Consider the following 22,788-nt stretch of genomic DNA (forward strand, 5'->3'; position numbering starts at 1 on the left):
TCTGCCCTGCGGTTCGGACTCCTCAGGTGCCCTCATGCAGCTATCCGCCGCTGAAGGTCGCCACGGCATTGATGACGGCGGGGCCCAGAATGGCGATGAAGAGCACGGGGAAGATGAAGAACAGCAGCGGGAACAAGATCATGACAGGGAGCTTCATTGCCTTCTCCTCGGCTCGCTGCCGACGCTTGACCCGCATGACTTTCGCCTGGATTCGAAGCACTGTGCTGACGGCGATTCCGTACGTGTCCGCCTGAACGACGGCCTGGACGAAGCTACGCAATTCCGGGATGCTGGTCCGTTCCGCGAGCGCCATGTACGACTCGCGGCGGCTCCTGCCCACTTGCATGTCTTGCAGGGTCCTGACGAGCTCCTCGGCGAGTGGTCCCTTCCCGTTTTCGCCAGCGCGCGCCATGGCTCCCTCGAACCCCAGCCCTGCTTCCACAGAAATGAGCATCTGATCCAGGGTGTTGGCCAGTTCCAGTTGCATTACCTTCTGGCGTTCCTGGCCCTTGCTGTAGAGCAGGAGGTCGGGGATGAAATAGCCGAGCAGTGCTACAAAAATTCCCGCGGCCTTGAGGATCGGCATCGATCCTGAGTTGCCTAAGTAAAGGCCGACGAGCGCACCCACAAGGCCCAGCAAAGGCTTGGCCGCGAGCACGCGCCCGAGCGGCAGCGACGCCGGACGTCCCGCCAGGGACACAAGCCTGTCGAGCTTCCTGATGTAGCCGGCCGGCGTCAGTCGGTAGCCGATGCGCTCCAATAGCTTGCTTTGCTCCTGCCCGGAGGGACCGGTCGTGTCGCTGCCAAGGGCCAGGAGTTCCCGGGCTGCACGTTCGGACTTCCGGTCCACGGAGAGCCATGACCAGGCCAGGAACCCGAGCGGAAGGGACACCAGCAGTAGCGCGAGCAGAAGAATCGGGTCCATGGGGTCTCAGAACTTCAGGTCGATGATCTTGCGCATCCACAGACCACCGATAGTCATCATGACAGCAGAGGCCGCGATCATGGCCCAACCCAGCGGGTGCGAAAACATGACGTTCATGTAACCAGGGTTGACCATCATGAGCATTATTACGATGCCAAACGGCATGGCCATAAGGATGTAGGCAGAGAACTTGCCCTCCGCGGCCAGGGACTTGATGTGGCCCTTGATTTCGCTGCGCTCGCGAATCGTCTCGCTGACCTGGTCCAGGACCTCTGCTAGGTTTCCGCCCACCTCCCGGTTGATCTGGATTGCCTGCGCAATCCAGACAAAATCCTCATTCTGCATTCGTTGCGCCGTGTCGTTGAGGGAGGCCAGCAGATCGCGCCCCAAACTCGTCTCCGTCACCACGCGGCGCATCTCTTCCGATGTCGGGCTTAGGGATTCCGTGGCTGCCGCGTCAATGGCGCGCAGAATGCTGTGACCGGCCCGAAGGCCGCCGGAGAGCAGCTGGAGGGTGTCTCCGAGTTGTTGATCAAACAAACTCCTGCGCTTGCCCGACAGGAAGCTCAGGACAAGGTGACCCGTCAAGGGCGCCAGCAGAATGAGAAGGATTGCCAGCAGCGGTCCCGAGATGGCGAAGCCTGTCAGCGCACCCACGAAGGCTCCCGCCAGAACCAGTACCAGGAAATCGGACTGGCTCAGTCTGAGTCCTGCGTTTTCGAGCGTCTCCCGGTTGAAGAGCCTGAGTCGCCGCTGAGCGGAGAATCGGTCCACGAGTTGGACAGCCGAACCCGCGAACCGGGTCAACGGGGAGTCGGGCTGGTTCTGGACGGGCCTCCGCCGGTCTAGCGGCACCGTGGCCTTCCTCGGGGCAAGCAACGCACCGGCAAGGAGCAGAAGCGCGGCGAAGACAAAGGCAACTCCAAGGGACAACAATGTCATGTCCTCCTCACGGTCTCAGAGCCGAGGCTGGGGGAGCGGCGAACACGCTGGGCGAAACACGAATGCCCAGATCCTCGAAGCGATCAATGAAACGCGGACGGATCCCGGTGGGGACCGGCTTGCCGAGAAAACGACCGTGAGCGTCCACACCGGCCGAGTAGTCGAAGACGAAGGCATCCTGGAGCGTGACGATGTCCCCTTCCATGCCTTGGACCTCAGTGACATGGGTGATTCGGCGGGTGCCGTCGCGGAGCCGGGAAATCTGGACAATGAGATTGACTGCCGAAGCGATCTGCTCCCGAATGGCGCGCAGCGGCAGGTCCATGCCGGCCATCAGCACCAAAGTCTCCAGACGCGCGACGGCGTCGCGGGGTGAATTCGAGTGGACCGTGGAGAGCGAGCCGTCGTGGCCGGTGTTCATGGCCTGGAGCATGTCCAGTGACTCGCCGCCGCGGACCTCGCCTACCACGATGCGGTCCGGACGCATACGCAGGGAGTTCCGCAGCAGTTCCCGGATGGTGACCTCGCCCTTGCCTTCGGTGTTCGGCGGCCGGCTTTCCAACCGCACCACGTGCCGCTGCTGGATCTGGAGTTCGACGGCGTCCTCGATCGTCACGATGCGCTCGTCCGATGGCAGGAATGATGACAGGACGTTCAGCAGCGTTGTTTTGCCAGTGCCGGTACCGCCCGACACGATGATGTTGAGCTTGGCCTTCACGCATGCATCCAGCAGCTCGGCCATTTCGGGCGTCAACGTGCCGAACTCGATGAGGTTCCGGACTGTCAGTGGCACCTTGCTGAATTTTCGGATGGTCAGGGATGAGCCGCCCACTGCGAGCGGGGGAATGACGGCGTTGACGCGGGACCCGTCCTCGAGCCGGGCATCGACGAGGGGCGACGACTCGTCGATGCGGCGGCCCACCTTGGAAACAATGCGCTCGATGACCTTGCGAAGGTGGTCCTCGGAACTGAATCTTGACTCCGTAAACGTGAGCTTGCCGTGCCGCTCGACATAGATCTGGTCCATCCGGTTGACCATGATTTCCGTGACGGCCGGGTCGTCGAGGAGCCGCTGCAGGGGGCCGTAGCCGAGCACATCGTCTGCCACGTCACGGACCAGCCGTGAGCGCTCCTCTGCAGAGAGCGGGACTTGCTCACCATCGACGATCCGGATGAGCTCTTCCCGCGCGGCTGAACGGAGATCTTCCTCTTTAACAGCGGAATCGTTGAAGCGGGCGCCCATCCTTTCAAACAGGGCCGTGGCGGCGCGTTCCTTGAGCGCAGCAAAGGCATCCACCGGCTGTTGGCCGCTGGAACGAAGGGCGTCTGGCTGATCCCCGAATGTAGGGGCGGACGGCATGAGGCCCGGTTGCTCAAAAGTTGAAGGCACCACAGCCGAGTGTGGATCAACGTGGGAGGCGCGGCGGCCGGCGGGTGCGGCCTTAACCTCAGGGGCAAACCCACCCTCAGCGGCGGAAAGCCGTTCGGAAAGTTTCACTGGACCACCACCCTTCGGTGCAGTTTCTTTTTCGCTCTGGCCCGCCACGCCGGATCAAACCGTTCCACGAGCTGGCGCATGCCCTTGACCGCAGGGTCTTTGCGTCCGTCCTGAAGCACCGGTATGCCCCGGTTAGTGGAGAAGGCTACGGCCTTCGAACGGGGAATGCTGATGTCAACGGGCGCACCTATGGTCGCCTCAACGTCCTGGACGCTGAGGCCGGATTTGGAGTCTGCCATGTTCAGGACCACGTGACGCGTCTCAGGCAGGACGTCCAGCCGGCCAAGGATTTCGAGGCCGGACCGGAGTCCTCGGATGCTGGGAACATCCATGGCGGTCACCCAGACAATGTCCGTGCATTGCTCCATCGCAGCCAGACCTATTTCAGGCAATCCCGGGGCTGTGTCCACGATGACGTACTGGAATTGTTCCGCGAGCTGCTGCAACATTCGGGTGACTTGCTCCGGTGTGACGAAGTCGGCTTCCACCGGACTATGCGGGGCGCAGAGCGCATAGATGTTGCCGGAATGCACGGTCAGGAAGGCCTTGAGCACTAGAGAATCGTGGCTCGCCGCGGAGGAGACGGCGTCCGTGACAGTGTGCTCCGGGTGGAGGTATAAGCCCGAGGCTACATCTCCGAACTGCAGGTCCAAGTCCACGATCACCACACTCATGGGCGCGATTTGCCCGAGTCCTATGGCGATGTTCGTGGCGATTGTCGTCTTGCCTACTCCGCCCTTGGGCGAGAAGACGCCGATCACTTGGCCACTCGAACCCCCAGGCTCCTGACCGGCCTCTGTCCTGTACTTGCTGGCAAAGGACTGGCAGGCGCGCTCCAGCAAAATCCGGATCTGGGCATCTTCGGCGTTCGGGCTGAGAAAATCCCGGATTCCGGCGCGCATGGCCAGCAAGACGATGTCGGGATCAGGTTCGCTGACCAGAATGATGCTTAACTCCGGCAATTGGACGTCAAAGACCATAGCCAGCCGCAACGCGTCTTCGAACGGCAGGTCCGGCCCAAGTATCAGCACCTCGGGGCGCTCCTGGTTAAGGTTCATGAACAGTGCCCCAGGGTCGGACGGATCGACGAAGGCGAAGGTCTGCAGGCCGCCGGGCAGACCGCCTGCCAGTGCCCGACGAACTCGCGCGTCGAAGTCGGTATTGGGCGTGATCATCACGAAGCGGCTCATTTGTATACCTCCGGTTTCGTCATAATTCCAGGGCGGCCGCTGTCCACGGCCTTAAGCGGTTCTTTGCTGAGCCAGAGGGTGCCGAATTCGCTGCCATAGACGATCTTGCTGGCGTCCACATCGTTCACGGCCACGGTGAGGATCAGTGGCCCGGCGGGAACAGGGGGAGCCGCAGCGGGGGCCGCGGCCGAGCCGCTATCCGAGGGCTGGGGAGTTGCCGTCGGGATTGGGGCGCCCTGCACCGCGGTCAGCAGGACTTTGTGGAGGGTCAGTTGCGTCGTCTCCTTCTCCGGGGAGGCCTCGATGCCGCCGCCCTTCAGCGAGATGAAGATGCCGATGTGATCGCCGGGCGCCAGTTGGCCGCCGACGACTCGTTGGGGCTCGAGTTGGAAGGAGATTTCCTGCAAGCCCTCCGGTACAGGTATGGCGCCGCCGCTGGATTTGATGGTTTCCGGGGCGGCCAGACGCTCCGCAACGAGCTGCTCCCCGGGCAATAGGTCAACGGCGGTGACCTTTCCGGCTTGGCCGTCGAGACTGGCCAGAGCGCTCTTGGCTACAGCGGTGCCCGGGAGCTTCTGACTGGTCAGGAAGGGCAGGAGGCTCTCTACGGAGGTGCCTGCCGGCACAGGCTTTGCCACAATGAGGACGTCCAGGGGCTCAAGATTCTTCACAGCCCGCGCGTCCGCGCCGCTGGCGTAGGACACCACGAGGATGGCGCCGACGACGGCCAGGACAACCGCTGCTACTCCGGCGAGTAGTCGGGACTTCATGCTTAGGGTGCTCCAATGCTGAGGCGGACGACGGACGCACCGTAGTCCGCGGTGCCGCCGAGTTCGAGGGCTTGAGACAGGGAGACAAATTTGACGAAGTATCCGCGGATGGACTTGTTGGCAAGTCCACCAGAATTCCAGCTGTCGCTGGAAAGGCGATAGCCGGTTACGTGAAAGGCCGCAAACCCCTTGACGTAAAACTTGCCGCCGGAGCCCGTTCCCGTGGCGACAGCGTAGAGCGGAAGCAGAACCGTTTGATCTTGTAGGGCACTGATGTCCGCGGCTGAGCATACGGAGGGTCGGGGGGCGCCGGTGTCGCTGTTGAACCAGATCCCTGGGTCACTTGATGCGCCGGCGCTAATCGTGACGCTGCATTGGCTGTCTTTTACGTCGGTGATCCAGCCGAAGCCGCCAGGAATCCCGCCGCATCCGTTAACGTCCATAGTGAGCACTTGCACGAAAGTGGGGTCTGGAGAGAATTTGCATTCAGCGATCGCCAACGGCACGATCACGGTTCCCTTTGACGGGGCCCCCCACTGGGCCCGAGACGTGGCACCCGCCTCGGCGCTGGTGATGCCCAGGGCCCTGGCGAAGAACAGCGAAATGCTGTTGGCGGGGCTTCCCGTCTCTTTCGCCCCGGTGTTTACCGAGACGGTCCCCTTGGTCTTATCGAGGGTGATGGATTTGATGTTGGTGAGGCCGTCCGCGGCGTTGCCGTTGGCCAATTTGGCGGCAAGCTCGGTGGGCCGCGGCCACGTGGCGGAGCATTCCGGATCAGTGACACTCTTGGCGCACTTCTGGGCCACCATCAGTGCCACGGCGTCCGAGCTATTCTGCAGCTGGGCCCGCTCGGCGTAGAGTACCCCGACGTCTACGGCCAGGGCGGCGAAACCCAGCAGGCATACCATCACGATGGCGACGATCACGCTGATAGCGCCACGCTGACGGGTGTGTTGACGTCCTACCCCCCGCACAGCATGGCTCCTTGGCCCTGCATGGCGAAGGGGCCGGCAATGCCAGTCATCGTGCTGAGCGTGTAGGCCACGGTCACGGACATTTGAGCTCCTGCCGAGCAGGTCTTAGCGCCGGCAGGCGTGGAGGCAGTGAAGACGATATTGTTGTCGGCCAGTACCGGTACGAGCGTTCCGAGTGCGCCCCGGACGGCACTTCGGGCAGCAGCCGGGTCGTTGCTGACTGCCATGACACGCGCGCCTTCGCGGGCCGCATTGGAAAGAGATATCTGCACGTTGTAGGCCCGGCCGAACTCCGTGATGCCAAACAGCAACAGAATCAGGACCGGCGCCAGCAGCGCAAACTCAACGGCCACAGCACCGCGTTCCGAGCGCTCGCGCATACGTCGTGACCCTTCCTTTTTGTGGAATCCTTGGCCAGTCATGGAGGACGCGCCAGGATTAGAAAAATGCAGGGCGGTGCGGTGAAGGGCTCCCGCCCTTCACACCATGATGCCGTATTCGACAGCCGTTGCGCCTTTCTCGCCGCGGAGGCGGTCCTTAGCGGCGAAGCCGAGGGTCTGAAGGGTTGCGATTAGTGAAAGCATGTGAGACTCCTGAGCGAGCGAAGGGAAGCTGGCCAGACGCCAGCTCTGCCAGAAAGCTAGCAACGCGATTCGTCAAAAGTTACGCTGCTTGCCACATCCTGTGCCAAGGCTTCCCAAACTGCACGTTTTCTGTTCATTTTCTGCGCGGATTCTGCGCTTGAACTGCGGAGGCATAAGTCGGGACACATGACGGACCCCCTCGGCTCTGGGCGCCGAGGGGGTCCTGTCTATGGGGATGCGGCCCGTGTAGCGGGCCGGGTGTCGGGGGTTAGAACGCCCCGATGTAGTTGTTCATCACATTGATGGCTGCGGGACCTATGACGACGATGAACAGCACTGGCAGGATGCAGAACATGAGGGGGAACAAAACCTTGACGGGCAGTTTCATCGCCTTTTCCTCGGCACGTTGCCGCCTCTTGACTCTCATCTGCTTTGCCTGGGTTCGGAGGACGCCTGCCAGCGCAATTCCGTACGTGTCTGCCTGCACCACGGACCGAACAAAGCTCCGGAGGTCCGGAACATCGGACCTTTCTGCCATGGCCAGATAGGAATCTTTGCGGCTTCGACCGACCTGCATATCTTGGAGCGTGCGAACGAGTTCTTGCGCCAGCGGGCCCTTTCCGTTCTGGCCCGCGCGTGCCATCGCCGCTTCGAATCCCAAGCCTGCTTCGACCGAAATCAGCATCTGGTCGAGGGTGTTTGGCAACTCCATCTCAATGGCCTTCTGGCGCTCCGCTCCGCGACCATGGATTAGGATGTCCGGAACGAAATAGGCGAGCGCCGGCAGGAGAAGCACTAGCAGGAGAAGAATGCCGCTCGGAGACTTTGCCAGGAACAGCATGCTGACGAATGCCGCCACCAAGGCCAGGGCCGGCTTCGCAATGAGGAGACGATCCAGGGGCATGCCGGCAGGTCTCCCCGCCTTGGCAAGGAGTTTGTCCAGCCACCCTGCATAGCCCTTGGGGGTCATCCGGATGCCGAGGCCCGCCGGTCCGCGTGACTCTGCGGTCGGGGTGCTTTCCTGCGCCAAGCGAAGGCCGCGGCCGAGGTTGCCTCGAACCGCAGCCAGGCCGCCGCGGTCGACTGCGATCAGTGAAAAGATCATTGCCGAAATCGGAACGATGATGAGTCCGACCAATAACCACGCCATTACACTCACAACGAGCCTCCTAGAACTTGATCTTTACGACGCGGCTGAGCCACCAGGAGCCGAGGGCCAGCAGCACGACGGACATGCCCACCATTACCCAGCCGATGAAATTCGAGTACAGAACGGCCATGTAGCTTGGGCTCGCTGCACTGAGATACAAGAACATGCCAACCGGCAGGGCGATCAGGATGTAGGCAGAGAGCTTCCCCTCGGCGCTAAGAGCCTTCACCTGCCCTTTGATCTCAGAACGTTCCCGGATGGTTTCTCCCACATGGTCCAGAACTTCTGCCAGGTCTCCGCCCACCTCGCGGTGGATCTCTATGGCCTGCCCGGTCCAGTCGAAGTCGTCGCTCTTGAGGCGTTCGGCGGCATCAAGCATCGAGTCCTTCAAATCCCGCCCGAGGCGTGTTTCATTGACCAACCGGGCGAATTCCTCGGACGTCGGGGATTCTGCCTCCTGGGCAACTGCGTCCACGGATCGCAGAAGGCTGTGCCCGGCCCGCAACCCGCCGGCAAGCATCTGCAACGTATCCCCCAGCTGATCCTCAAATTTCGATCGTCTGCGGCCGGCGAGGATCCGCAGGAAGAGCATCGCAAGTAGAGGCGTGGCCACGAGGAATAGCAGACCCATGAGGACGCCGCCCAGAATGAACCCGACAAGGCTTGCCGTGACGCCGATGCAACAAACCAAGAGGATGAAGTCAGCCTGCCGGAGTTTAAGTCCTGCCTGCTCCAGCGATTCCCTCGTGCCGAAACGGGCATTCTTGCTGACGTTCCGATCCACGAAGGTTACGGCGTGGTCCGTCACCCGGGTCAAGAGAGAAGTTTCGTCCTTGACTCCGGGCCGCCGCCTGGACAAAGCAATTCCGGCTTTGCCCATGCCCATAGTGGAAAATAGGAGGATGCCGAGTGCCACGAGGCACAGGCCGATGCCCAAGGCGAAGAAAATGGGGCTTGTGGCGGTCACCGGTGTCCACCGCCCATGTGCACGCCGCCGAAAACAGCGGGTGAAAGCTGGATGCCCAGCTCCGCAAAATGGTCGGCAAAGCGAGGCCGGACCCCGGTGGATGTCGGGCGGCCGAGGAACCGTCCGTTAGCATCAAGGCCGGCGCTGTAGTCGAAAGTGAATGCGTCCTGCAGGGTGACGATATCCCCTTCCATTCCCTGGACCTCGGTCACGTGGGTGACACGGCGCGTCCCGTCCCTGAGCCGCGAGATATGCACGATGAGGTTTACGGCCGATGCAATCTGTTCGCGAATTGCACGCAGGGGCAGGTCCATGCCGGCCATGAGCACCAAGGTCTCAAGCCGCGCGATGGCATCTCGGGGGGAGTTGGCGTGCACGGTGGATATTGAACCGTCATGTCCGGTGTTCATTGCCTGCAACATATCGAGTGATTCGCCGCCGCGGACTTCGCCAATGACAATCCGGTCGGGCCGCATACGAAGCGAATTTCGAACCAGGTCGCGGATGGAGATCTCGCCTTTGCCCTCAATGTTGCGCGGCCGACTCTCCAGCCGCACGACGTGCTCCTGCTGCAGCTGGAGTTCCACGGCGTCTTCGATGGTGACAATCCGCTCGTCGGCCGGCAGGAAGGACGAGAGCACGTTCAGCAGTGTCGTCTTTCCGGTGCCGGTACCACCGGAGACCAGGATGTTCAGCCGGGCCTGCACACAAGCGTGCAGGAGCTCGGCCATCTCCGGCGTCAGGGTTCCGAAGGTGATCAGATTGTCGACGGTCAAAGGCGTCTGCCCGAACTTACGAATTGTCAGCGATGCCCCGTTAACTGCAAGGGGGGGAATGATCGCATTGACGCGCGAGCCGTCGGACAAACGGGCATCAACCATGGGCGACGACTCATCGATACGCCGCCCGACCTTCGTGACGATACGTTCAATGATCCGGCGCAGGTGGTCTTCCGAACTGAAGCGGGCGTTCGTGAGGTACAGTCGCCCGCCACGTTCCACGTAGACCTTGTCCGGCCCATTGACCATGATTTCCGTGACGGCCGTCTCATTCAGGAACTTCTGGAGCGGTCCGAGCCCCAGCACATCGTCCATGATCTCCTGAACGAGACGGTGCCGTTCAGGGGCAGTAAGCGGAATTTCATCTTCGTCCACGATGGCCCGAAGCTCGTCCTTGACATAGCTTTGCAGCTCGGCCTCGTCAAGGGACGCATCAGTGATCCGGCTACCCATGCGTTCGTAGAGCGCGGTGCCCGCCCGATCCTTGACGGCGGTCAAGGCTTCGTTGGCATCTGTGCCGAGGACCTTCGGCTCGGGTGCCATGGACGGTGACTCGGCTGCCAATGCTGGCCCACTCGACCAGGGTCCGCTTGCAGCCACCGGATTCGTCGAAGCTACCGTGTCGACACCGCCGCCCCGAAGAGATTCAAAACGCTTGGTGAGGTTCATTAGACTACTGCCCTTCTGTGAAGTTTCTTGTGGGGGCGAGACTCCCAGTTGGCGCTGAACCGTTCGACAAGCTGGCGGAGGCCCTTTGTCACCGAATCCCTGGTGCCGTCCTGGAGCAGCGGCGCGCCTTTGTTCGTGGAAAATGGCACAGCGCGGGATCGCGGAAGCACCACATCCACGGGACAACCGATCGTGGCCTCAACGTCCTGCAGCGTCAGCCCCGTACGTCGATCCGCGAAATTGAGCACGACGTGGCGGTTGTCAGGTACGAGGTCGAGTTCCGCGAGGATTCCGAATCCAGTTCGAAGCCCGCGGATGCTGGGAATGTCCATGCCGCACACCCACACAGCATCAGTTGCCATTTCCAGCGTGGCCAGGACATGCTCGCCCAGGCCAGGTGCTGTATCGACCACCACGTACTTGAATTCGTTGGCCAGTTGGCTCAGGAGTCGTCCTACCTGTTCGCCCGATATCTGGTCTGCATCGGTTGGGCGCAGCGGGGCACAGAGGGCGTAGATGCCTGAGGGATGCAGCGTCAAGTAGGACTTCAGCACGACGCTGTCCAGGACTGCGGCGCCGACGACGGCATCAGCAAGTGTTCGCTCCGGTTCCAGCATGAGCCCTGAAGCAACGTCGCCGAACTGGAGGTCGAGGTCGACCACCACGACGCCCATGGGGGCCTCCTTGCCCAGCCCCACAGCGAGGTTGGTGGTGACAGTTGTCTTGCCGACCCCGCCTTTGGGCGACATGACCGCGATGATCCGGCCGCTCCTGGCCTGTCCTTCCACGGAGTTTCCCAGTCCACGGCGCCGGCCGGCTGCTGCGAGACTTGCCCGTTCCAGCAACGAGCGGATGGTGTCAACATCCGAATCCGGCTGGAGCAAATCCCTGATGCCGGCCCGCATTGCGGGAAGGGCGATGCCCTCCTCACTTTCGGTAACCAGGACAACGCTTATTTCCGGGTATTGGAGGTCGAAGAGACTGGCCAGACGGATGGAGTCCTCTGTCTGCAAACCGGGGCCAAGCAGAATGACTTCCGCAGGGTCGCCGCTCAGGACCCGGAGCAGGTCATCGGGACCCTGGGGGAGGCTGTCGGCCACGATCGCGTGGAACGTGCCATGCAGTCCTGAGGCTGCCTGCCTCACACGGCGTTCAAACCCTGGATCTGAGGTGATCAGTACGAAGCGGCTCATCGGTACAGTCCCGGCTTCTTGACCACGACGGGGGCGCCCTCTGTGGCGGTGGATGGCTCCTTTGTGAGCCATAGGCTCCCAAAGTGGGCACCGAACGCGATTTTCGCGGAATCGGCGTCGTTGCGGGCAAACGTGACGATCAGCTGTCCCGTAGGCAGTTCCGTGTTCGCCTGCGTTGCGGGGTCACTGGCGGTTGACGCCTTCGCCGTCGACCGCTGAACACTGGTGACCAGAACCTTGTGGAAGACCTCCTGGCCGGTTTCGACATCGGGGGAGTCCTTCAGCGCGCCCTTGTCGAAGAGGACGACGATGCCCACGGTGTCGCCGGCCGCGATGCGTCCGCCCACCACCCGCTGAGCTTCCAGCTGCACTGAGATTTCCTGCATCCCATTGGGGACAGGGACGGAGCCTGGCGCTGAGAGGCTCTCAGGGTCGGCCAATCGGGCGCCCAGCAGGGGCTCTCCGGGCAGCAGCTCTACACCTGCGACCTTTCCGTTTAGTCCGTCGAGGCTTTTGAGTGCTCCATTGGGAACGGAAGCCGCCGGAAGCGATGTCAGCTTGACGGCGGATTTGATCTTTTCAACATCGGATCCCCTGGGGATCTGCTCCTGAACTACCAGTACCTCGACGGGCTGCAGGTCCTGTTGGGCCCTGGCTTCTGATGCTTGAACATATGAGACCAATAGCAGAGTGCCAACGATTGCCAGCACAAGTGCGACGATGCCTCCCAGTAGGCGAGTTTTCACTGTGACTTTCTCCTTTTGCCGAATAGAACTCGTTTTGCGTGGTCGTTGCTACTTGGAGAGTTGGACCCCCAGCGCTCCGTAGGTTGTCGGGCCGCCCATGGCTGCTGCTTCGGCCAGGGTGACTTTTTTGATGAATCGCCCAAAAATTCCGTTGTCGCTGTTCTTGAGCTTCAGTGATTTGGACAGTGTGGTTGCCTCTGCAGTCATGAAGTCCCCGGGCAGCGAGCTGCCACCTTTCAAATTCCATCCCCGAAGGGATATTTGGGCGAAGGCCTCGATGTGGAATTCTGCGCCGGCTCCAATGCCACGGACGTCGTCAAAGATCGGCACGAGTATGTCCACGGTTTTCGAAGGATCAGCCAGAACGGCCCCCCAATTGTTCAGAGCGGTGGCACAATCACTGTCATAGTTTTGGCCGGTATTGGTTCCCACCCACGGATTCAGGATGTCCACGGTCACCTTGCATACCCCTGGGGTGTGATCTAGCCAGCCGAACCCTCCGGGAACTTCAAGCCCCGATGAGGAAGTCGTTATGCATTCATAACCGGGATCGTCTGCCAATGAATTGCCGTGCTCCGGGAAGAACTGCAGACCCTTTGTAAACCCTGGATCCGCCTCACATTTGGAGAACGAAAGCGGAAGCACATTGCCAGTCGAGTAACCACCAAACTTCGCCTCTGCCGAGGCCTGGATGTCGGTAACCTGGATGCCTAGCACGCGTGCGAAAACGAGTGAAAAGTGATTGTTTCCCGAGGAATCCTGGGCCTGGGTTGTGACGTTCACCGTGCCGGCACCAACCGCGGCACTGAGTACGTTGGTGTGCCCGTCGAGGGCGTTGCCATCTGCAAATCCCGTTGCGTAGGACATAGGCGCGGTACAGGACGCATCCGTAGGTGTCTTGGCGCAGGATTCTGCAATGGCCAAGGCGGCGGAGTCCGCACCATTTTGCAGCTGCGCATGTTCGGAATACATCGTTGCGACATCAACTGCGAAGGCCGCCATTCCAAGCATCGCCACCATGAGGATCGCGGTCAGGGGTGCAATGACACCTCGTTCGGGATCATCGCGCCTCAGCCGCCGCATCGCATTACACCTTTACTGGAGATGTTGAGGCTGGCTGGCATGCCCGGGATGAGTGCGGGAAATCCAGTCATGTAGGGCGTGGCCACGTTAACTGTGACAAAAACGCTGTCGCCAGCTGCGCAAGCGCCGCCGCCGGAGTACGAAATGTTGATGTTCCCAGGTGCCAGGGCCGCGGTTGGTGCAGCGCTGACGCCTACATCCTGGGCGGATGCCGTGCTGAAGCCGGCGTCGGCGTAGTGAATCGCCGTATACCGTGCAGTCTCCCGGGCGGCCTCTGAGAGCGACACCTGGATGTTATATGCCCTGCTGAATTCGACGATTCCCAAGACGAGAACGAGGAAGATCGGCAGAACCAGCGCGAACTCGACTGCGACCGCGCCCTTTTCCTTTTCGGATCCGGGGCGTACGGCCGCCCGATGCCGGGCAGTCATCAGAGACCGTCAACTACGGATTGAAAGCCAGGAATTAGCTGACCTCCAAGAGTGCCGACAATGCCTATGATCACCGCAGCGATGAGTGCCACCAAAAGGCCGTATTCGACCGCAGTCGCTCCCGCTTCGCTTGAAAGTTTTCCCCATCGGCCGGCTCCCGCCGCCCGCCGCAGGGTCAAGCTATATCTACTGAGACCTTTCACAACTCCTCCAACACTTGAGACCTGGCACAACCGTGATAATCGAAAAGCCCAGGGCCGGAGGCGATGGCAGCGGAGCTATCGCCCGAACTACCTCCGCCCCCCGCCCTGGGCTTTTCTGCATGTGCGCGGCTAGAGCTTGCCCGAGATCGTGGTGAACGCGGTGTTGATCTGAGTGCCGAGCGTTACGACGACGCCGATGATTACTGCCGCGATGAGCGCCACGAGCAGCCCGTATTCAACAGCCGTTGCGCCCTTCTCGGAGGAGAGGCGATCCTTGGCGCCGGCGATGAAAGCGAGCATTGAGACCATGAGACCAGTCATTTTATTTGTCCTTTTCAGAGTTTCGAATGTGAAACGAAATTCCAGCAAATCCCCTTTTGCTAAACCCCCTGGAGTTCCGCTGAGACAACATTTGCATGGCGATTAAGGCCCCTGCAATGGCGCGGGATACTCGACTTTTTGAAGGAAATTTGGGGCACCACCTGCCCACAAATGAGAGGTGTACTCAGTTTTCAAGTAGGAGCAGGGCTCGACTACTTGGTTTGATAAGCCGTCTTACTTAATTCGCGTCCCACGGGGACGTAGACCACTTAGGGGAGCAGCAGGATAATTGCCAGGCCGGCAGCCAGCATCGAGGGCCCGTAGGGGACTTCCTTCTGCTTGTTTCCGCGGTTCTTGAGGACCAGGAGCAGGGGAGCGACGCCACCTGCGACGAACCCCAGAGCTCCGCCATAGAACAAGTGGGACCAGCCTAGGTAGCCCAAGTACAGGCCAAGTGGTGCAGCAAGCTTCACATCGCCCATTCCGAGGCCGTTTCGGCTGGTCAGGGCAAGAAAAAGGTACAAAACGAACAATATTAAGGCGCCGGCCATCCCGCGCAGTAGGCTACCTACCTCGCCGGACACCCCTGCAGCGGCTCCGAGTAGCACGATTCCGGCCGCCAGCAGGGGCAGGACCATCCGGTTGGGCAGCAGGTGGTGCTGCAGGTCGATCCGTGCCAGCTGGACGCCGGCCACTGCCAGCAGGATGTACGCAAATAGCTCGGGGGAGAGCCCGAAGCGCCAGGCCAGCATGGTGGACAGCGCGAACGTGGCTGCCGCCGTCGTAATTCTCATGCGTACAGTCAGGGGTCCGCCAAGGCGGGGGAGCGTGCGCCGGATAAGGAGTTCGGCCAGCAGGGACAGGCATGCGCCGGCGAGGCCAACACCCGCCATGAAAAGGACGCCAGTGAACGATCCGGAGGGCTGTGCAAGCAGCAGGGAGCCGGCGGCGGCGGGATCGGACACGGTTCCTCCAAGGATGCGACGGGCCGGCACAGGACACTCTGCGAAGCAGAGAGCAAACAGGATGCATCCGGACACCCCATTTTGACCCAAGAGGCCGTGATCGGCTATTCTTGGTAGTCGTTGTGCGTGTCCTATCTCGATGGTGCGTGCCCGCTTGAGAATCCGGTTGCAGGATAGCTACTCAACGTGCACATTCGAGACTTCAGGATGACTGGTTACATGGAGCCCTCACCTCTGTTCCGGTAGCGCATAGATAGTAGGTGCACCGTAAGAGTGACGCCTAAAACAAGAACGCCAGAACAAGAACGAGGCAAACACCGTGCGTACGTACACCCCGAAGCCCGGCGATATCAACCGCCAGTGGCACGTCATTGACGCCACCGACGTTGTCCTTGGTCGTCTTGCCAGCCAGACCGCAATCCTGCTGCGCGGCAAGCACAAGGCCACCTTTGCGTCCCACATGGACATGGGCGACTTCGTCATCATCATCAACGCTGAAAAGGTTGCCCTCACCGGCGCCAAGCTGGAGCAGAAGCGCGCATACCGCCACTCCGGCTACCCGGGCGGCCTGACCTCCGTCAACTACGCGGAGCTGCTTGAGTCCAACCCGGTTCGCGCCGTGGAGAAGGCCATCAAGGGCATGCTCCCGAAGAACTCCCTCGCTGCACAGCAGCTGGGCAAGCTGAAGGTGTACCGCGGTGCAGAGCACCCCCACGCCGCCCAGCAGCCCAAGACTTTCGAAATCACCCAGGTCGCCCAGTAGTCCTGGCCACCAACCAACTTTTTATCAAGGAGAATCGTGGCTCAGAACGAAGAACTGACCACCGAAGCCGTTGAGGCTGAGGAAAACCTGACCAGCTACACCTCGGAGAGCGGTGCTGCGGAAGCAGCTGCGCCGAAGAAGGAACGCCCGGCACTGACCGTTGCCGGCGCTGCAGTTGGCCGTCGTAAGGAAGCCGTTGCACGCGTTCGCGTTGTGCCCGGCTCCGGCAAGTGGACCATCAACGGCCGCGAGCTGGCGAACTACTTCCCGAACAAGCTGCACCAGCAGGACGTCAACGAGCCCTTCAAGATCCTCGATCTTGACGGCGCCTACGACGTCATCGCCCGCATCCATGGTGGCGGTATTTCCGGCCAGGCCGGTGCCCTGCGCCTGGGCATCGCCCGTTCACTGAACGAGATCGACACCGAGAACAACCGCGCCACCCTGAAGAAGGCCGGTTACCTGCGCCGTGACGCCCGCGTCATCGAGCGTAAGAAGGCCGGTCTCAAGAAGGCCCGTAAGGCTCAGCAGTACTCGAAGCGTTAATCCCGCTTCCAAGCGCTTCTGGCGCTTGCACGAAAGCCCGTTCCGCCACTCGGCGGGGCGGGCTTTCGCCGTTTCAAGAGCTCTTATTTGGCGAGTTGAAAGTACTGTGCCCCGTCGACATCCTCGGCTACGAATCGCTGCCTCACCCATTCGACGATTCGAGCTGACTCGCCGCGGCCTTCCAAGGTCTGCGGCGGCAGGTTCTGTACGACTACTGATCCCACTCGTCCTTCCGCGACGAGTACCTCGAACTGTTCCAGGGTCGGGAACGGATCCGTCCCGTCGAACCCACCCAGCGGCAGCACCGCATGACCGGATTCGAGCTGATAGTTGGCGGAAGTCTCGGATCCGACTATGGCAGCCGCCCACGTCGTGGACGCCGGTTGGTTGCTCAAGCGCTCAAGTACGCCGGCCGACGGCAGATCACCGTACATGACGGCCAAGTAACTCGGGTGAGTGTCCGGAGACGCGCGATTGCGCTCGTCGGTGCGCATGCCGAGGATACTGGGCCCAGCAACCACTCCGGCCCCGATGTGGGGGGCCAGGACCGTGTTCAGCGACCACAGCAGGGGCCCAAGGAACAACGCAGCAAGCAGGAACACTGCGCTTGCCCGTGCCACTGCGGGTTTTGGTGCAGGGATAAGGACTCCGGCGATCGCGATGCCCCAAATTAGCAGCATGACGTAGGGCAAACCCGGGAAATCCGCCGTCGAACGGGCCGCGGTGACATAGGCAAAGATCATGCTCGCTGTCAGCGTGATAATGGCTGCCCAACGCGTGCGGGGGGCGGCGAGCCCATGCAGAAAGTACACCAGGGCAACGGCCGCCAGGCAGCACATGGGCGGGACAGCGGTCAGGACGTAATACGGGTGCACGATTCCAGACATGAAGGCGAGAACGGTGGCGGAGCAGGCGAACCACACGCAGCAAAGCACGAGGAGCGCACTTGCGGCGCGGGGCACTCGGCGCCGGACGATGCACCAGAGTCCAATGCAGAGACCCGCTGCAGCCAACGGGAGGAACCACCCGCTCTGTCCGGAGAACTGTGGCTGGAGGAAGCGCTGGAAGCCGACATCGAGTTGGTCGGCCGCGCCCGTGATACCCGCCGCCATGGTTCTGCTGGCGTCTTCCCCGGTCAGGCGGTCGAGCCCGTTATAGCCCAAGGTGAGCTCCACGACGCTGTTCTTCCTGGAGCCGCCGATGAACGGTCGTCGGGCCGGGTCCGTGATTTGAACTAACAGGAACCACCAGCCGCCTGCCACCGCGGCCGCGCCGAGGGCAGCGAGAAGATGCAGGCACCGCTTGAATACTGAGGCGCGCGAGAACAGAAAGTATGCTGCCGCAATGGAAGGCAGCAGAAGCAGGACCTGAAGCTGTTTCGTGAGAAGAGCCAGGCCAGTGAGCAGGCCGGCCAGCAGCAGCCATCTAACTTGGCCACCATCGATGGATTCCAGGGCAAGAAAGGCAATTCCAATCATGAGCAGCGTCAGGAGCGCATCAGGGTTGTTGTAACGAAACATGACTGTAGAGACGGGCATGACGGCCATAAATGCAGCGGCCAGCAGGCCCACAGCTGAATTGAAGCGTTTTTGGACCATTCGGTAGAGAAGATAGACGCCAGCTACGCCCATGAGCGCCTGCGGAAGCAAAAGGCTCCAGGAGTTGAGTCCGAACACGCGGACGGATAGCGACATGACCCAGATGCTGAGAGGGGGTTTGTCCACGGTGATCGCATTCCCCGGATCGGAGGCGCCGAAGAGAAGTGCCGTCCAATCGAGGGATCCAGACATGGCAGCCGCAGAGTAGTAGGAGTTCGCCCACCCGTTGCGATCCAAGCCCCATGTGTAGAGCAACGCTGTGAGCGCCAGCAGGGCCAACAGAGCAGGACGTTGCCACCGGCCGCTGTGGAACAGCGTGCGTGGCCACTCGGCCAGGAGACCCCTGTCTAAAGCTGATGTTCGCTCGCTACGGACAAGCGCGGGCTTCAGTGAGCGGGTGTGCGCGGAGTTCAAAGCGCAGGTCCCTCAACCGGCTGGGGGGAGATACGAGCGCCGCGTTGGGCGATATGACCGACCCTGAAAACCCAAGCCCGAAGCAGGACAAACCTGAGGAGGGTGGCCACAATGTTGGCACCAGTCAGGACCAGGAGCTCGTGGCTCGGAGCGGCATCGACACTGACGGCATGAAGAATCATCAGCGAGGAGGAAGTGATGGTCCAAGCAAGGAGGAAGACCACAAGTCCTTGGAATTGCTGAGTGAAGAGCCTCACCGGACCACGGATGCCAAACGTGAACCGGCGGTTGGCTGCAGTATTACCGACGGCGGTCAAAAGCAGTGCTATGAAGTTCGCCTGTTGGGCGCCAAAGGGAGCTTGAAGGGTCAGATAGAGCAAGGCAAAGGCGATGGTGGAAGCCCCGCCCACCAATCCGAACCGCAGCACCTGCCCGAAGAAGCTCGGCCGCCGCGGAGCCACGATGGGCCGGCGCCCCAGCTCTGCGTAGATTGCCTGGACAGGAATGCTTCCCTTCAAAAGCGAGCCTGCTACGCGGACCAAGCCCCGGAGATCATCCACGGCCGTCTGCCTGATATCAACTCTGCTGTCGGGATCGTCAACCCAGTCCACAGGAATTTCATGGATCCGCAGGCCGGAGCGCTCGGCAATGATCAACAACTCCGTGTCGAAAAACCAGCCATTGTCCTCAATGTGGGGAAGGATCCGCTTGGCGACATCCGCTCGGATGGCTTTGAAACCGCATTGGGCATCTGAGAATCTCACCTGCATGGTCCGTCTGAGCAGAAAATTGTAGGAGCGTGAAATGAACTCGCGCTTCGGGCCGCGGCTGACCCTGGAACTCTGCCCCAGCCTGGTCCCGATGGAAACATCCGAATGGCCCGACAACAGCGGCGCCACAAGTGGTGGCAGCGCGGCCAGGTCCGTTGACAGATCGACATCGAGATAGGCCAAGACCTTGGCTGAGGATGCGCCCCAAGCGTCCCTCAGCGCGAACCCGCGTCCCTTGACCTCGAGTCTGCGGTGAATCACATTCGGCAGCTGCTCCGCCAAGCGCTGGGCAATACTCGAAGTATTGTCCGTGCTGGCATTGTCCGCGATGGTGATTTGCCATGTCGAAGGCATTTCTTGCAATAAGTAATTCGCGAGCTTTGTGATGCTTTTTTCGAGTACCGCCTGTTCATTAAAGACCGGTACCACAATTTCAAGCGCCAAGCCCCCAGAGCTAGGTGTCATGCCACGAAGCCTAAACGCATCCTGGAAAAGGCAGTAGGTGTTTGGGGAAAATAGAGTACAAGAAACCTCAAAACCAAGTAGTCGACCGATCTTTCAGTCGAATGTGGGTCGGCCCGGGCCGGGTTGAGTCCCCCGAATGTTGGCAGAGGAATGGGGTATCTTCGCCGAAGAGCAGTTGCACCGCGTGAACGAGGGGGATCGTATGCCGGAGCCCGGCGTCGAGGTTGTGTGGGGCGCGTTATCGAGGACCTGGCGGAAGGCCCAGTACGAGGAGTTGTGGCTTCAGTTTCGGCCCAGCGGTTCCAAGGACGTCTTTGATGCCGTCGAGGTCGCGGTTCAGGTCGCGAACCAGGAAGTCGACGACGCCGGGTGGGGCGACGCTGTCTTCACCGAGGGCGTCTCGGACTCGGACGCCGGACCGGTGGCGCTTATGAGCAGGGCCGGACCGGAGGAGGGCGTGCGCGCCTGGCTGGATGCCTTCGCCCGGCATTTGCAGGCACTCGGGATGTCCGGGCGGGTCACGGTCGCGCCGGAGGCGTTTTTCCCGGACTGGTTGAGCGGCGAAGTCGAGCTGCCGCGGCAGCTGACGGCGTCCGTGTCTTACCAGACCATTGACCTGGCCCTGCCGGAGACAGACGAACAGCAGCGTGGCTGGCATGTCCCGGCCGCCGTGACGGCGAAGGTGGCAGATGCCGCTACGGCGTGGGGCCGGTTCAGCGGTGCGGACGTGTACCTGCTGCGCAACATTCACCAGACCCTACGCAGAACCCCGACGTGGGTCCGGCGATGGCGGCCGCTGCCGCGAAATTCGGACAGGCTGGTGTGACGTATCTGCGGTCGGAGCCGCGCCGGTTGGCCTGGGCGTCGCTTGGCACCCTGGGCCGGGCATGCTATGGGGTCATGGATGACACGGCCTCCTGGAAGAACCGGCTTGCGCAAGTCACCCGGGCGACGGTCGCGTTCCCCGGGGACACCGATCTGGCGTTTGCGCAGTACACCAATCCCCTCACCAGCACCTGGAGCGAGCTTGCCGTCGTCAGACCGCCACTGCCGTACGTGAACGAATACCAGATCCGCTACAACAGGCACCTGGATGCGCAGTACATCGCCGACGCGCACGGACTCCAGCTCCTCACCGACGCCCATCTGGCGCAAGCGAACGACCTGTCCGACTGGATCATCGAACCTCTCGGCGGGGGAAAGCACTCGTGCGGGCCAAAGACCTGGAGCCCTGCTACGCCAACATCGACCCCGACCCGGCAACACTCGCGAAGGCGCGCGCCGACTTCGGAGGCATGCTCCTCACCCCGGAGATCATCGCGGACAACCCGCCACCCTGGCGCTGACCAAACGATGGCGTGTGGCCGGGACGATCGCGGAGAAAAATGATCGCCACGGGCGCACCACCGCGTACGGCCGGCCATCGACTAAACTTGGTCCGATGTCTAGATTATTTGGAACCGATGGAGTCCGGGGCCTGGCGAACGGGTTGCTGACCGCCGAGCTCGCCTTGCAGCTGGCCCAGGCCGCCGCCGTCGTACTTGGCCATGACCGCAACACGACCGGGAAGCGGCCGATTGCCGTGGTGGCACGGGACCCGCGGGCCAGCGGTGAGTTCCTCGCGGCTGCCGTGGAAGCGGGGCTCTCCAGCTCGGGAATCGACGTCTACGACGCCGGCGTGCTGCCCACCCCGGCCGCCGCCTACCTCGTGGCGGACCTCAACGCCGACTTCGGCGTGATGATCTCCGCCTCGCACAACCCCGCGCCGGACAACGGCATCAAGTTCTTCGCCCGCGGCGGCCAGAAGCTGCCCGACGACGTCGAGGATGCCATCGAAGTGCAGCTCGGCAAGGAGCCCTTCCGGCCCGTCGGCGGTGAGGTGGGACGGATCCAGCGCTTCTCCGACGCCGAGGACCGCTACATCGTGCACCTGCTCGGCACGCTTCCGCACCGCCTGGACGGCTTGAAGGTCGTCCTCGACTGCGCCCACGGCGCGGCCAGCGGCTGCTCCCCGCAGGTGTTCAAGGACGCCGGCGCCAACGTGATCGTCATTGGCGCCGAGCCGGACGGGCTCAACATCAACGAAGGGGTCGGCTCCACGCACCTCGGCCCGCTCAAGCGGGCCGTCCTGGACCACGGGGCGGACCTCGGCATCGCGCACGACGGCGACGCCGACCGCTGCCTCGCCGTGGACCACGAAGGCAACGAGGTGGACGGCGACCAGATCATGGCCATCCTGGCCGTGGCCCTCAAGGGCGCCGGAAAGCTTAGGAACGATGTCCTCGTGGCCACCGTCATGAGCAACCTCGGCCTGAAGATCGCCCTGCGCGACGCCGGGATCAGCCTGCGCGAAACCGGTGTGGGGGACCGCTACGTCCTCGAGGAAATGCGCAACGGCGGCTACAGCCTTGGCGGCGAGCAGTCCGGGCACGTAATTTTTGCCGAACACGCCACCACCGGCGACGGCGTACTGACCGGACTGCAGATTGCCGCCCAGGTGGCACTCACCGGCCGCCCGCTCAAGGAGCTGTCAACGGTGATGACCAAGCTGCCCCAGGTCCTCATCAACGTCAAGGGCGTGGACCGTACCCGGGTCAAGGGCGATGCGGTGGTGGCGCAGGCGGTATCCGCCGCCGAAACCGAACTCGGCGACACCGGACGCGTCCTGCTGCGCCCCTCGGGCACCGAGCCGGTGGTGCGCGTGATGGTGGAGGCCGCAGACCACAAAACCGCCCAGGGTGTCGCGGAGCGACTGGCCCAGGTGGTCCGGACCGAACTGGCCCTGGAGCTCGTTCCCGAGTAGTCCGCCCGTTCGATCACCTTTCGCGGCGGTAGCCCGGGG

24 protein-coding genes are annotated in these 22,788 nt (G+C 62.0%); 5 read left to right on the forward strand and 19 right to left on the reverse strand.

What is annotated here, in order from left to right:
- Window positions 1-40: 40 nt before the first annotated feature.
- The 17 genes from AC1D0A_RS10695 to AC1D0A_RS10775 all read right to left on the reverse strand — a co-directional run bounded on the left by AC1D0A_RS10695 (window position 41) and on the right by AC1D0A_RS10775 (window position 15,390).
- Window positions 41-925: a type II secretion system F family protein gene (locus AC1D0A_RS10695; protein ID WP_476945754.1), complete on the reverse strand. Its 885-nt coding sequence runs from the start codon at window positions 923-925 to the stop codon at window positions 41-43.
- A gap of 6 nt (window positions 926-931) precedes the next feature.
- Complete coding sequence (locus AC1D0A_RS10700; RefSeq protein WP_279294251.1) at window positions 932-1,867, reverse strand: type II secretion system F family protein; 936 nt, start codon at window positions 1,865-1,867, stop codon at window positions 932-934.
- Window positions 1,868-1,874: 7 nt separating this feature from the next.
- Window positions 1,875-3,227 carry a CpaF family protein gene (locus AC1D0A_RS10705; RefSeq protein WP_476945815.1) on the reverse strand — a complete coding sequence of 451 codons (1,353 nt, stop codon included), beginning with the start codon at window positions 3,225-3,227 and terminating at the stop codon, window positions 1,875-1,877.
- 134 nt (window positions 3,228-3,361) lie between these two features.
- Window positions 3,362-4,555: a CpaE/TadZ family protein gene (locus AC1D0A_RS10710; protein WP_476945755.1), complete on the reverse strand. Its 1,194-nt coding sequence runs from the start codon at window positions 4,553-4,555 to the stop codon at window positions 3,362-3,364.
- A complete protein-coding gene (cpaB, locus tag AC1D0A_RS10715; protein WP_476945756.1) occupies window positions 4,552-5,325 on the reverse strand; it encodes a Flp pilus assembly protein CpaB in 774 nt (257 codons plus the stop codon). Before cpaB (AC1D0A_RS10715) ends, AC1D0A_RS10710 begins: the two co-directional genes overlap by 4 nt.
- A gap of 2 nt (window positions 5,326-5,327) precedes the next feature.
- Window positions 5,328-6,251 carry a pilus assembly protein TadG-related protein gene (locus AC1D0A_RS10720; protein ID WP_476945757.1) on the reverse strand — a complete coding sequence of 308 codons (924 nt, stop codon included), beginning with the start codon at window positions 6,249-6,251 and terminating at the stop codon, window positions 5,328-5,330.
- A gap of 35 nt (window positions 6,252-6,286) precedes the next feature.
- Window positions 6,287-6,679, reverse strand: a complete 393-nt coding sequence (locus AC1D0A_RS10725) for a TadE/TadG family type IV pilus assembly protein (RefSeq protein WP_243181074.1) — start codon at window positions 6,677-6,679, stop codon at window positions 6,287-6,289.
- A 472-nt stretch (window positions 6,680-7,151) separates the two neighbouring features.
- Complete coding sequence (locus AC1D0A_RS10730) at window positions 7,152-8,042, reverse strand: type II secretion system F family protein (RefSeq protein WP_476945758.1); 891 nt, start codon at window positions 8,040-8,042, stop codon at window positions 7,152-7,154.
- Window positions 8,043-8,052: 10 nt separating this feature from the next.
- Entirely contained in the window at window positions 8,053-9,000 is a 948-nt protein-coding gene (locus tag AC1D0A_RS10735) for a type II secretion system F family protein (protein WP_476945759.1), read from the reverse strand.
- Window positions 8,997-10,448 carry a TadA family conjugal transfer-associated ATPase gene (locus AC1D0A_RS10740; RefSeq protein WP_243181070.1) on the reverse strand — a complete coding sequence of 484 codons (1,452 nt, stop codon included), beginning with the start codon at window positions 10,446-10,448 and terminating at the stop codon, window positions 8,997-8,999. Before AC1D0A_RS10740 ends, AC1D0A_RS10735 begins: the two co-directional genes overlap by 4 nt.
- Window positions 10,448-11,641, reverse strand: a complete 1,194-nt coding sequence (locus AC1D0A_RS10745; protein ID WP_243181069.1) for a CpaE/TadZ family protein — start codon at window positions 11,639-11,641, stop codon at window positions 10,448-10,450. Before AC1D0A_RS10745 ends, AC1D0A_RS10740 begins: the two co-directional genes overlap by 1 nt.
- Window positions 11,638-12,387, reverse strand: a complete 750-nt coding sequence (gene cpaB / locus AC1D0A_RS10750) for a Flp pilus assembly protein CpaB (protein WP_476945760.1) — start codon at window positions 12,385-12,387, stop codon at window positions 11,638-11,640. The genes AC1D0A_RS10745 and cpaB (AC1D0A_RS10750) overlap by 4 nt, the downstream gene beginning before the upstream one ends.
- A gap of 48 nt (window positions 12,388-12,435) precedes the next feature.
- Complete coding sequence (locus AC1D0A_RS10755) at window positions 12,436-13,470, reverse strand: pilus assembly protein TadG-related protein (RefSeq protein ID WP_243181068.1); 1,035 nt, start codon at window positions 13,468-13,470, stop codon at window positions 12,436-12,438.
- A complete protein-coding gene (locus AC1D0A_RS10760) occupies window positions 13,458-13,901 on the reverse strand; it encodes a TadE/TadG family type IV pilus assembly protein (protein WP_243181067.1) in 444 nt (147 codons plus the stop codon). Before AC1D0A_RS10760 ends, AC1D0A_RS10755 begins: the two co-directional genes overlap by 13 nt.
- Window positions 13,901-14,104: a Flp family type IVb pilin gene (locus tag AC1D0A_RS10765; protein WP_308197243.1), complete on the reverse strand. Its 204-nt coding sequence runs from the start codon at window positions 14,102-14,104 to the stop codon at window positions 13,901-13,903. The genes AC1D0A_RS10760 and AC1D0A_RS10765 overlap by 1 nt, the downstream gene beginning before the upstream one ends.
- Window positions 14,105-14,233: 129 nt before the next feature.
- The gene (locus AC1D0A_RS10770) at window positions 14,234-14,425 is read right to left on the reverse strand and encodes a Flp family type IVb pilin (protein ID WP_223980166.1); all 192 of its coding nucleotides are present in this window, start codon (window positions 14,423-14,425) and stop codon (window positions 14,234-14,236) included.
- 269 nt (window positions 14,426-14,694) lie between these two features.
- Entirely contained in the window at window positions 14,695-15,390 is a 696-nt protein-coding gene (locus AC1D0A_RS10775; protein ID WP_243181066.1) for a prepilin peptidase, read from the reverse strand.
- Between the two features lie 319 nt (window positions 15,391-15,709).
- Between AC1D0A_RS10775 and rplM the strand changes: the two genes are divergently transcribed.
- Window positions 15,710-16,153 (forward strand): 50S ribosomal protein L13, encoded by a 444-nt coding sequence (rplM, locus tag AC1D0A_RS10780; protein ID WP_015937805.1) that lies wholly within the window; start codon window positions 15,710-15,712, stop codon window positions 16,151-16,153.
- A 36-nt stretch (window positions 16,154-16,189) separates the two neighbouring features.
- Entirely contained in the window at window positions 16,190-16,699 is a 510-nt protein-coding gene (rpsI, locus tag AC1D0A_RS10785; RefSeq protein WP_018773707.1) for a 30S ribosomal protein S9, read from the forward strand.
- 83 nt (window positions 16,700-16,782) lie between these two features.
- On the opposite strand, the gene AC1D0A_RS10790 is transcribed toward rpsI, so the two are convergent.
- Window positions 16,783-18,489: an ArnT family glycosyltransferase gene (locus tag AC1D0A_RS10790; protein WP_476945761.1), complete on the reverse strand. Its 1,707-nt coding sequence runs from the start codon at window positions 18,487-18,489 to the stop codon at window positions 16,783-16,785.
- Between the two features lie 218 nt (window positions 18,490-18,707).
- Window positions 18,708-19,925 (reverse strand): bifunctional glycosyltransferase family 2/GtrA family protein, encoded by a 1,218-nt coding sequence (locus AC1D0A_RS10795; protein WP_439954131.1) that lies wholly within the window; start codon window positions 19,923-19,925, stop codon window positions 18,708-18,710.
- A gap of 157 nt (window positions 19,926-20,082) precedes the next feature.
- On the opposite strand from AC1D0A_RS10795, the gene AC1D0A_RS10800 reads away from it, so the two are divergent.
- From AC1D0A_RS10800 to glmM, 3 genes are all read left to right on the forward strand, one after another.
- Window positions 20,083-20,772, forward strand: coding sequence for a hypothetical protein (locus tag AC1D0A_RS10800; protein WP_476945762.1), 690 nt, complete (start codon window positions 20,083-20,085; stop codon window positions 20,770-20,772).
- Window positions 20,773-21,154: 382 nt separating this feature from the next.
- On the forward strand, window positions 21,155-21,292 hold the full coding sequence (locus AC1D0A_RS10805) for a hypothetical protein (protein WP_243181062.1): 138 nt from the start codon (window positions 21,155-21,157) through the stop codon (window positions 21,290-21,292).
- Window positions 21,293-21,387: 95 nt separating this feature from the next.
- Window positions 21,388-22,749: a phosphoglucosamine mutase gene (gene glmM / locus AC1D0A_RS10810; protein WP_243181061.1), complete on the forward strand. Its 1,362-nt coding sequence runs from the start codon at window positions 21,388-21,390 to the stop codon at window positions 22,747-22,749.
- The last annotated feature ends 39 nt before the right edge of the window (window positions 22,750-22,788 follow it).

Source organism: Arthrobacter sp. P1_D4 (assembly GCF_056406115.1).

Bases quoted from the DNA above. Each gene is read 5' to 3' on its own strand.
- AC1D0A_RS10695 (WP_476945754.1), bottom strand. From the start codon at position 925: ATGGACCCGATTCTTCTGCTCGCGCTACTGCTGGTGTCCCTTCCGCTC.
- AC1D0A_RS10700 (WP_279294251.1), bottom strand. From the start codon at position 1,867: ATGACATTGTTGTCCCTTGGAGTTGCCTTTGTCTTCGCCGCGCTTCTG.
- AC1D0A_RS10705 (WP_476945815.1), bottom strand. From the start codon at position 3,227: ATGCCGTCCGCCCCTACATTCGGGGATCAGCCAGACGCCCTTCGTTCC.
- AC1D0A_RS10710 (WP_476945755.1), bottom strand. From the start codon at position 4,555: ATGAGCCGCTTCGTGATGATCACGCCCAATACCGACTTCGACGCGCGA.
- cpaB (WP_476945756.1), bottom strand. From the start codon at position 5,325: ATGAAGTCCCGACTACTCGCCGGAGTAGCAGCGGTTGTCCTGGCCGTC.
- AC1D0A_RS10725 (WP_243181074.1), bottom strand. From the start codon at position 6,679: ATGCGCGAGCGCTCGGAACGCGGTGCTGTGGCCGTTGAGTTTGCGCTG.
- AC1D0A_RS10740 (WP_243181070.1), bottom strand. From the start codon at position 10,448: ATGAACCTCACCAAGCGTTTTGAATCTCTTCGGGGCGGCGGTGTCGAC.
- AC1D0A_RS10745 (WP_243181069.1), bottom strand. From the start codon at position 11,641: ATGAGCCGCTTCGTACTGATCACCTCAGATCCAGGGTTTGAACGCCGT.
- AC1D0A_RS10755 (WP_243181068.1), bottom strand. From the start codon at position 13,470: ATGCGGCGGCTGAGGCGCGATGATCCCGAACGAGGTGTCATTGCACCC.
- AC1D0A_RS10760 (WP_243181067.1), bottom strand. From the start codon at position 13,901: ATGACTGCCCGGCATCGGGCGGCCGTACGCCCCGGATCCGAAAAGGAA.
- AC1D0A_RS10770 (WP_223980166.1), bottom strand. From the start codon at position 14,425: ATGACTGGTCTCATGGTCTCAATGCTCGCTTTCATCGCCGGCGCCAAG.
- AC1D0A_RS10790 (WP_476945761.1), bottom strand. From the start codon at position 18,489: ATGTCTGGATCCCTCGATTGGACGGCACTTCTCTTCGGCGCCTCCGAT.
- AC1D0A_RS10800 (WP_476945762.1), top strand. From the start codon at position 20,083: ATGTTGGCAGAGGAATGGGGTATCTTCGCCGAAGAGCAGTTGCACCGC.
- glmM (WP_243181061.1), top strand. From the start codon at position 21,388: ATGTCTAGATTATTTGGAACCGATGGAGTCCGGGGCCTGGCGAACGGG.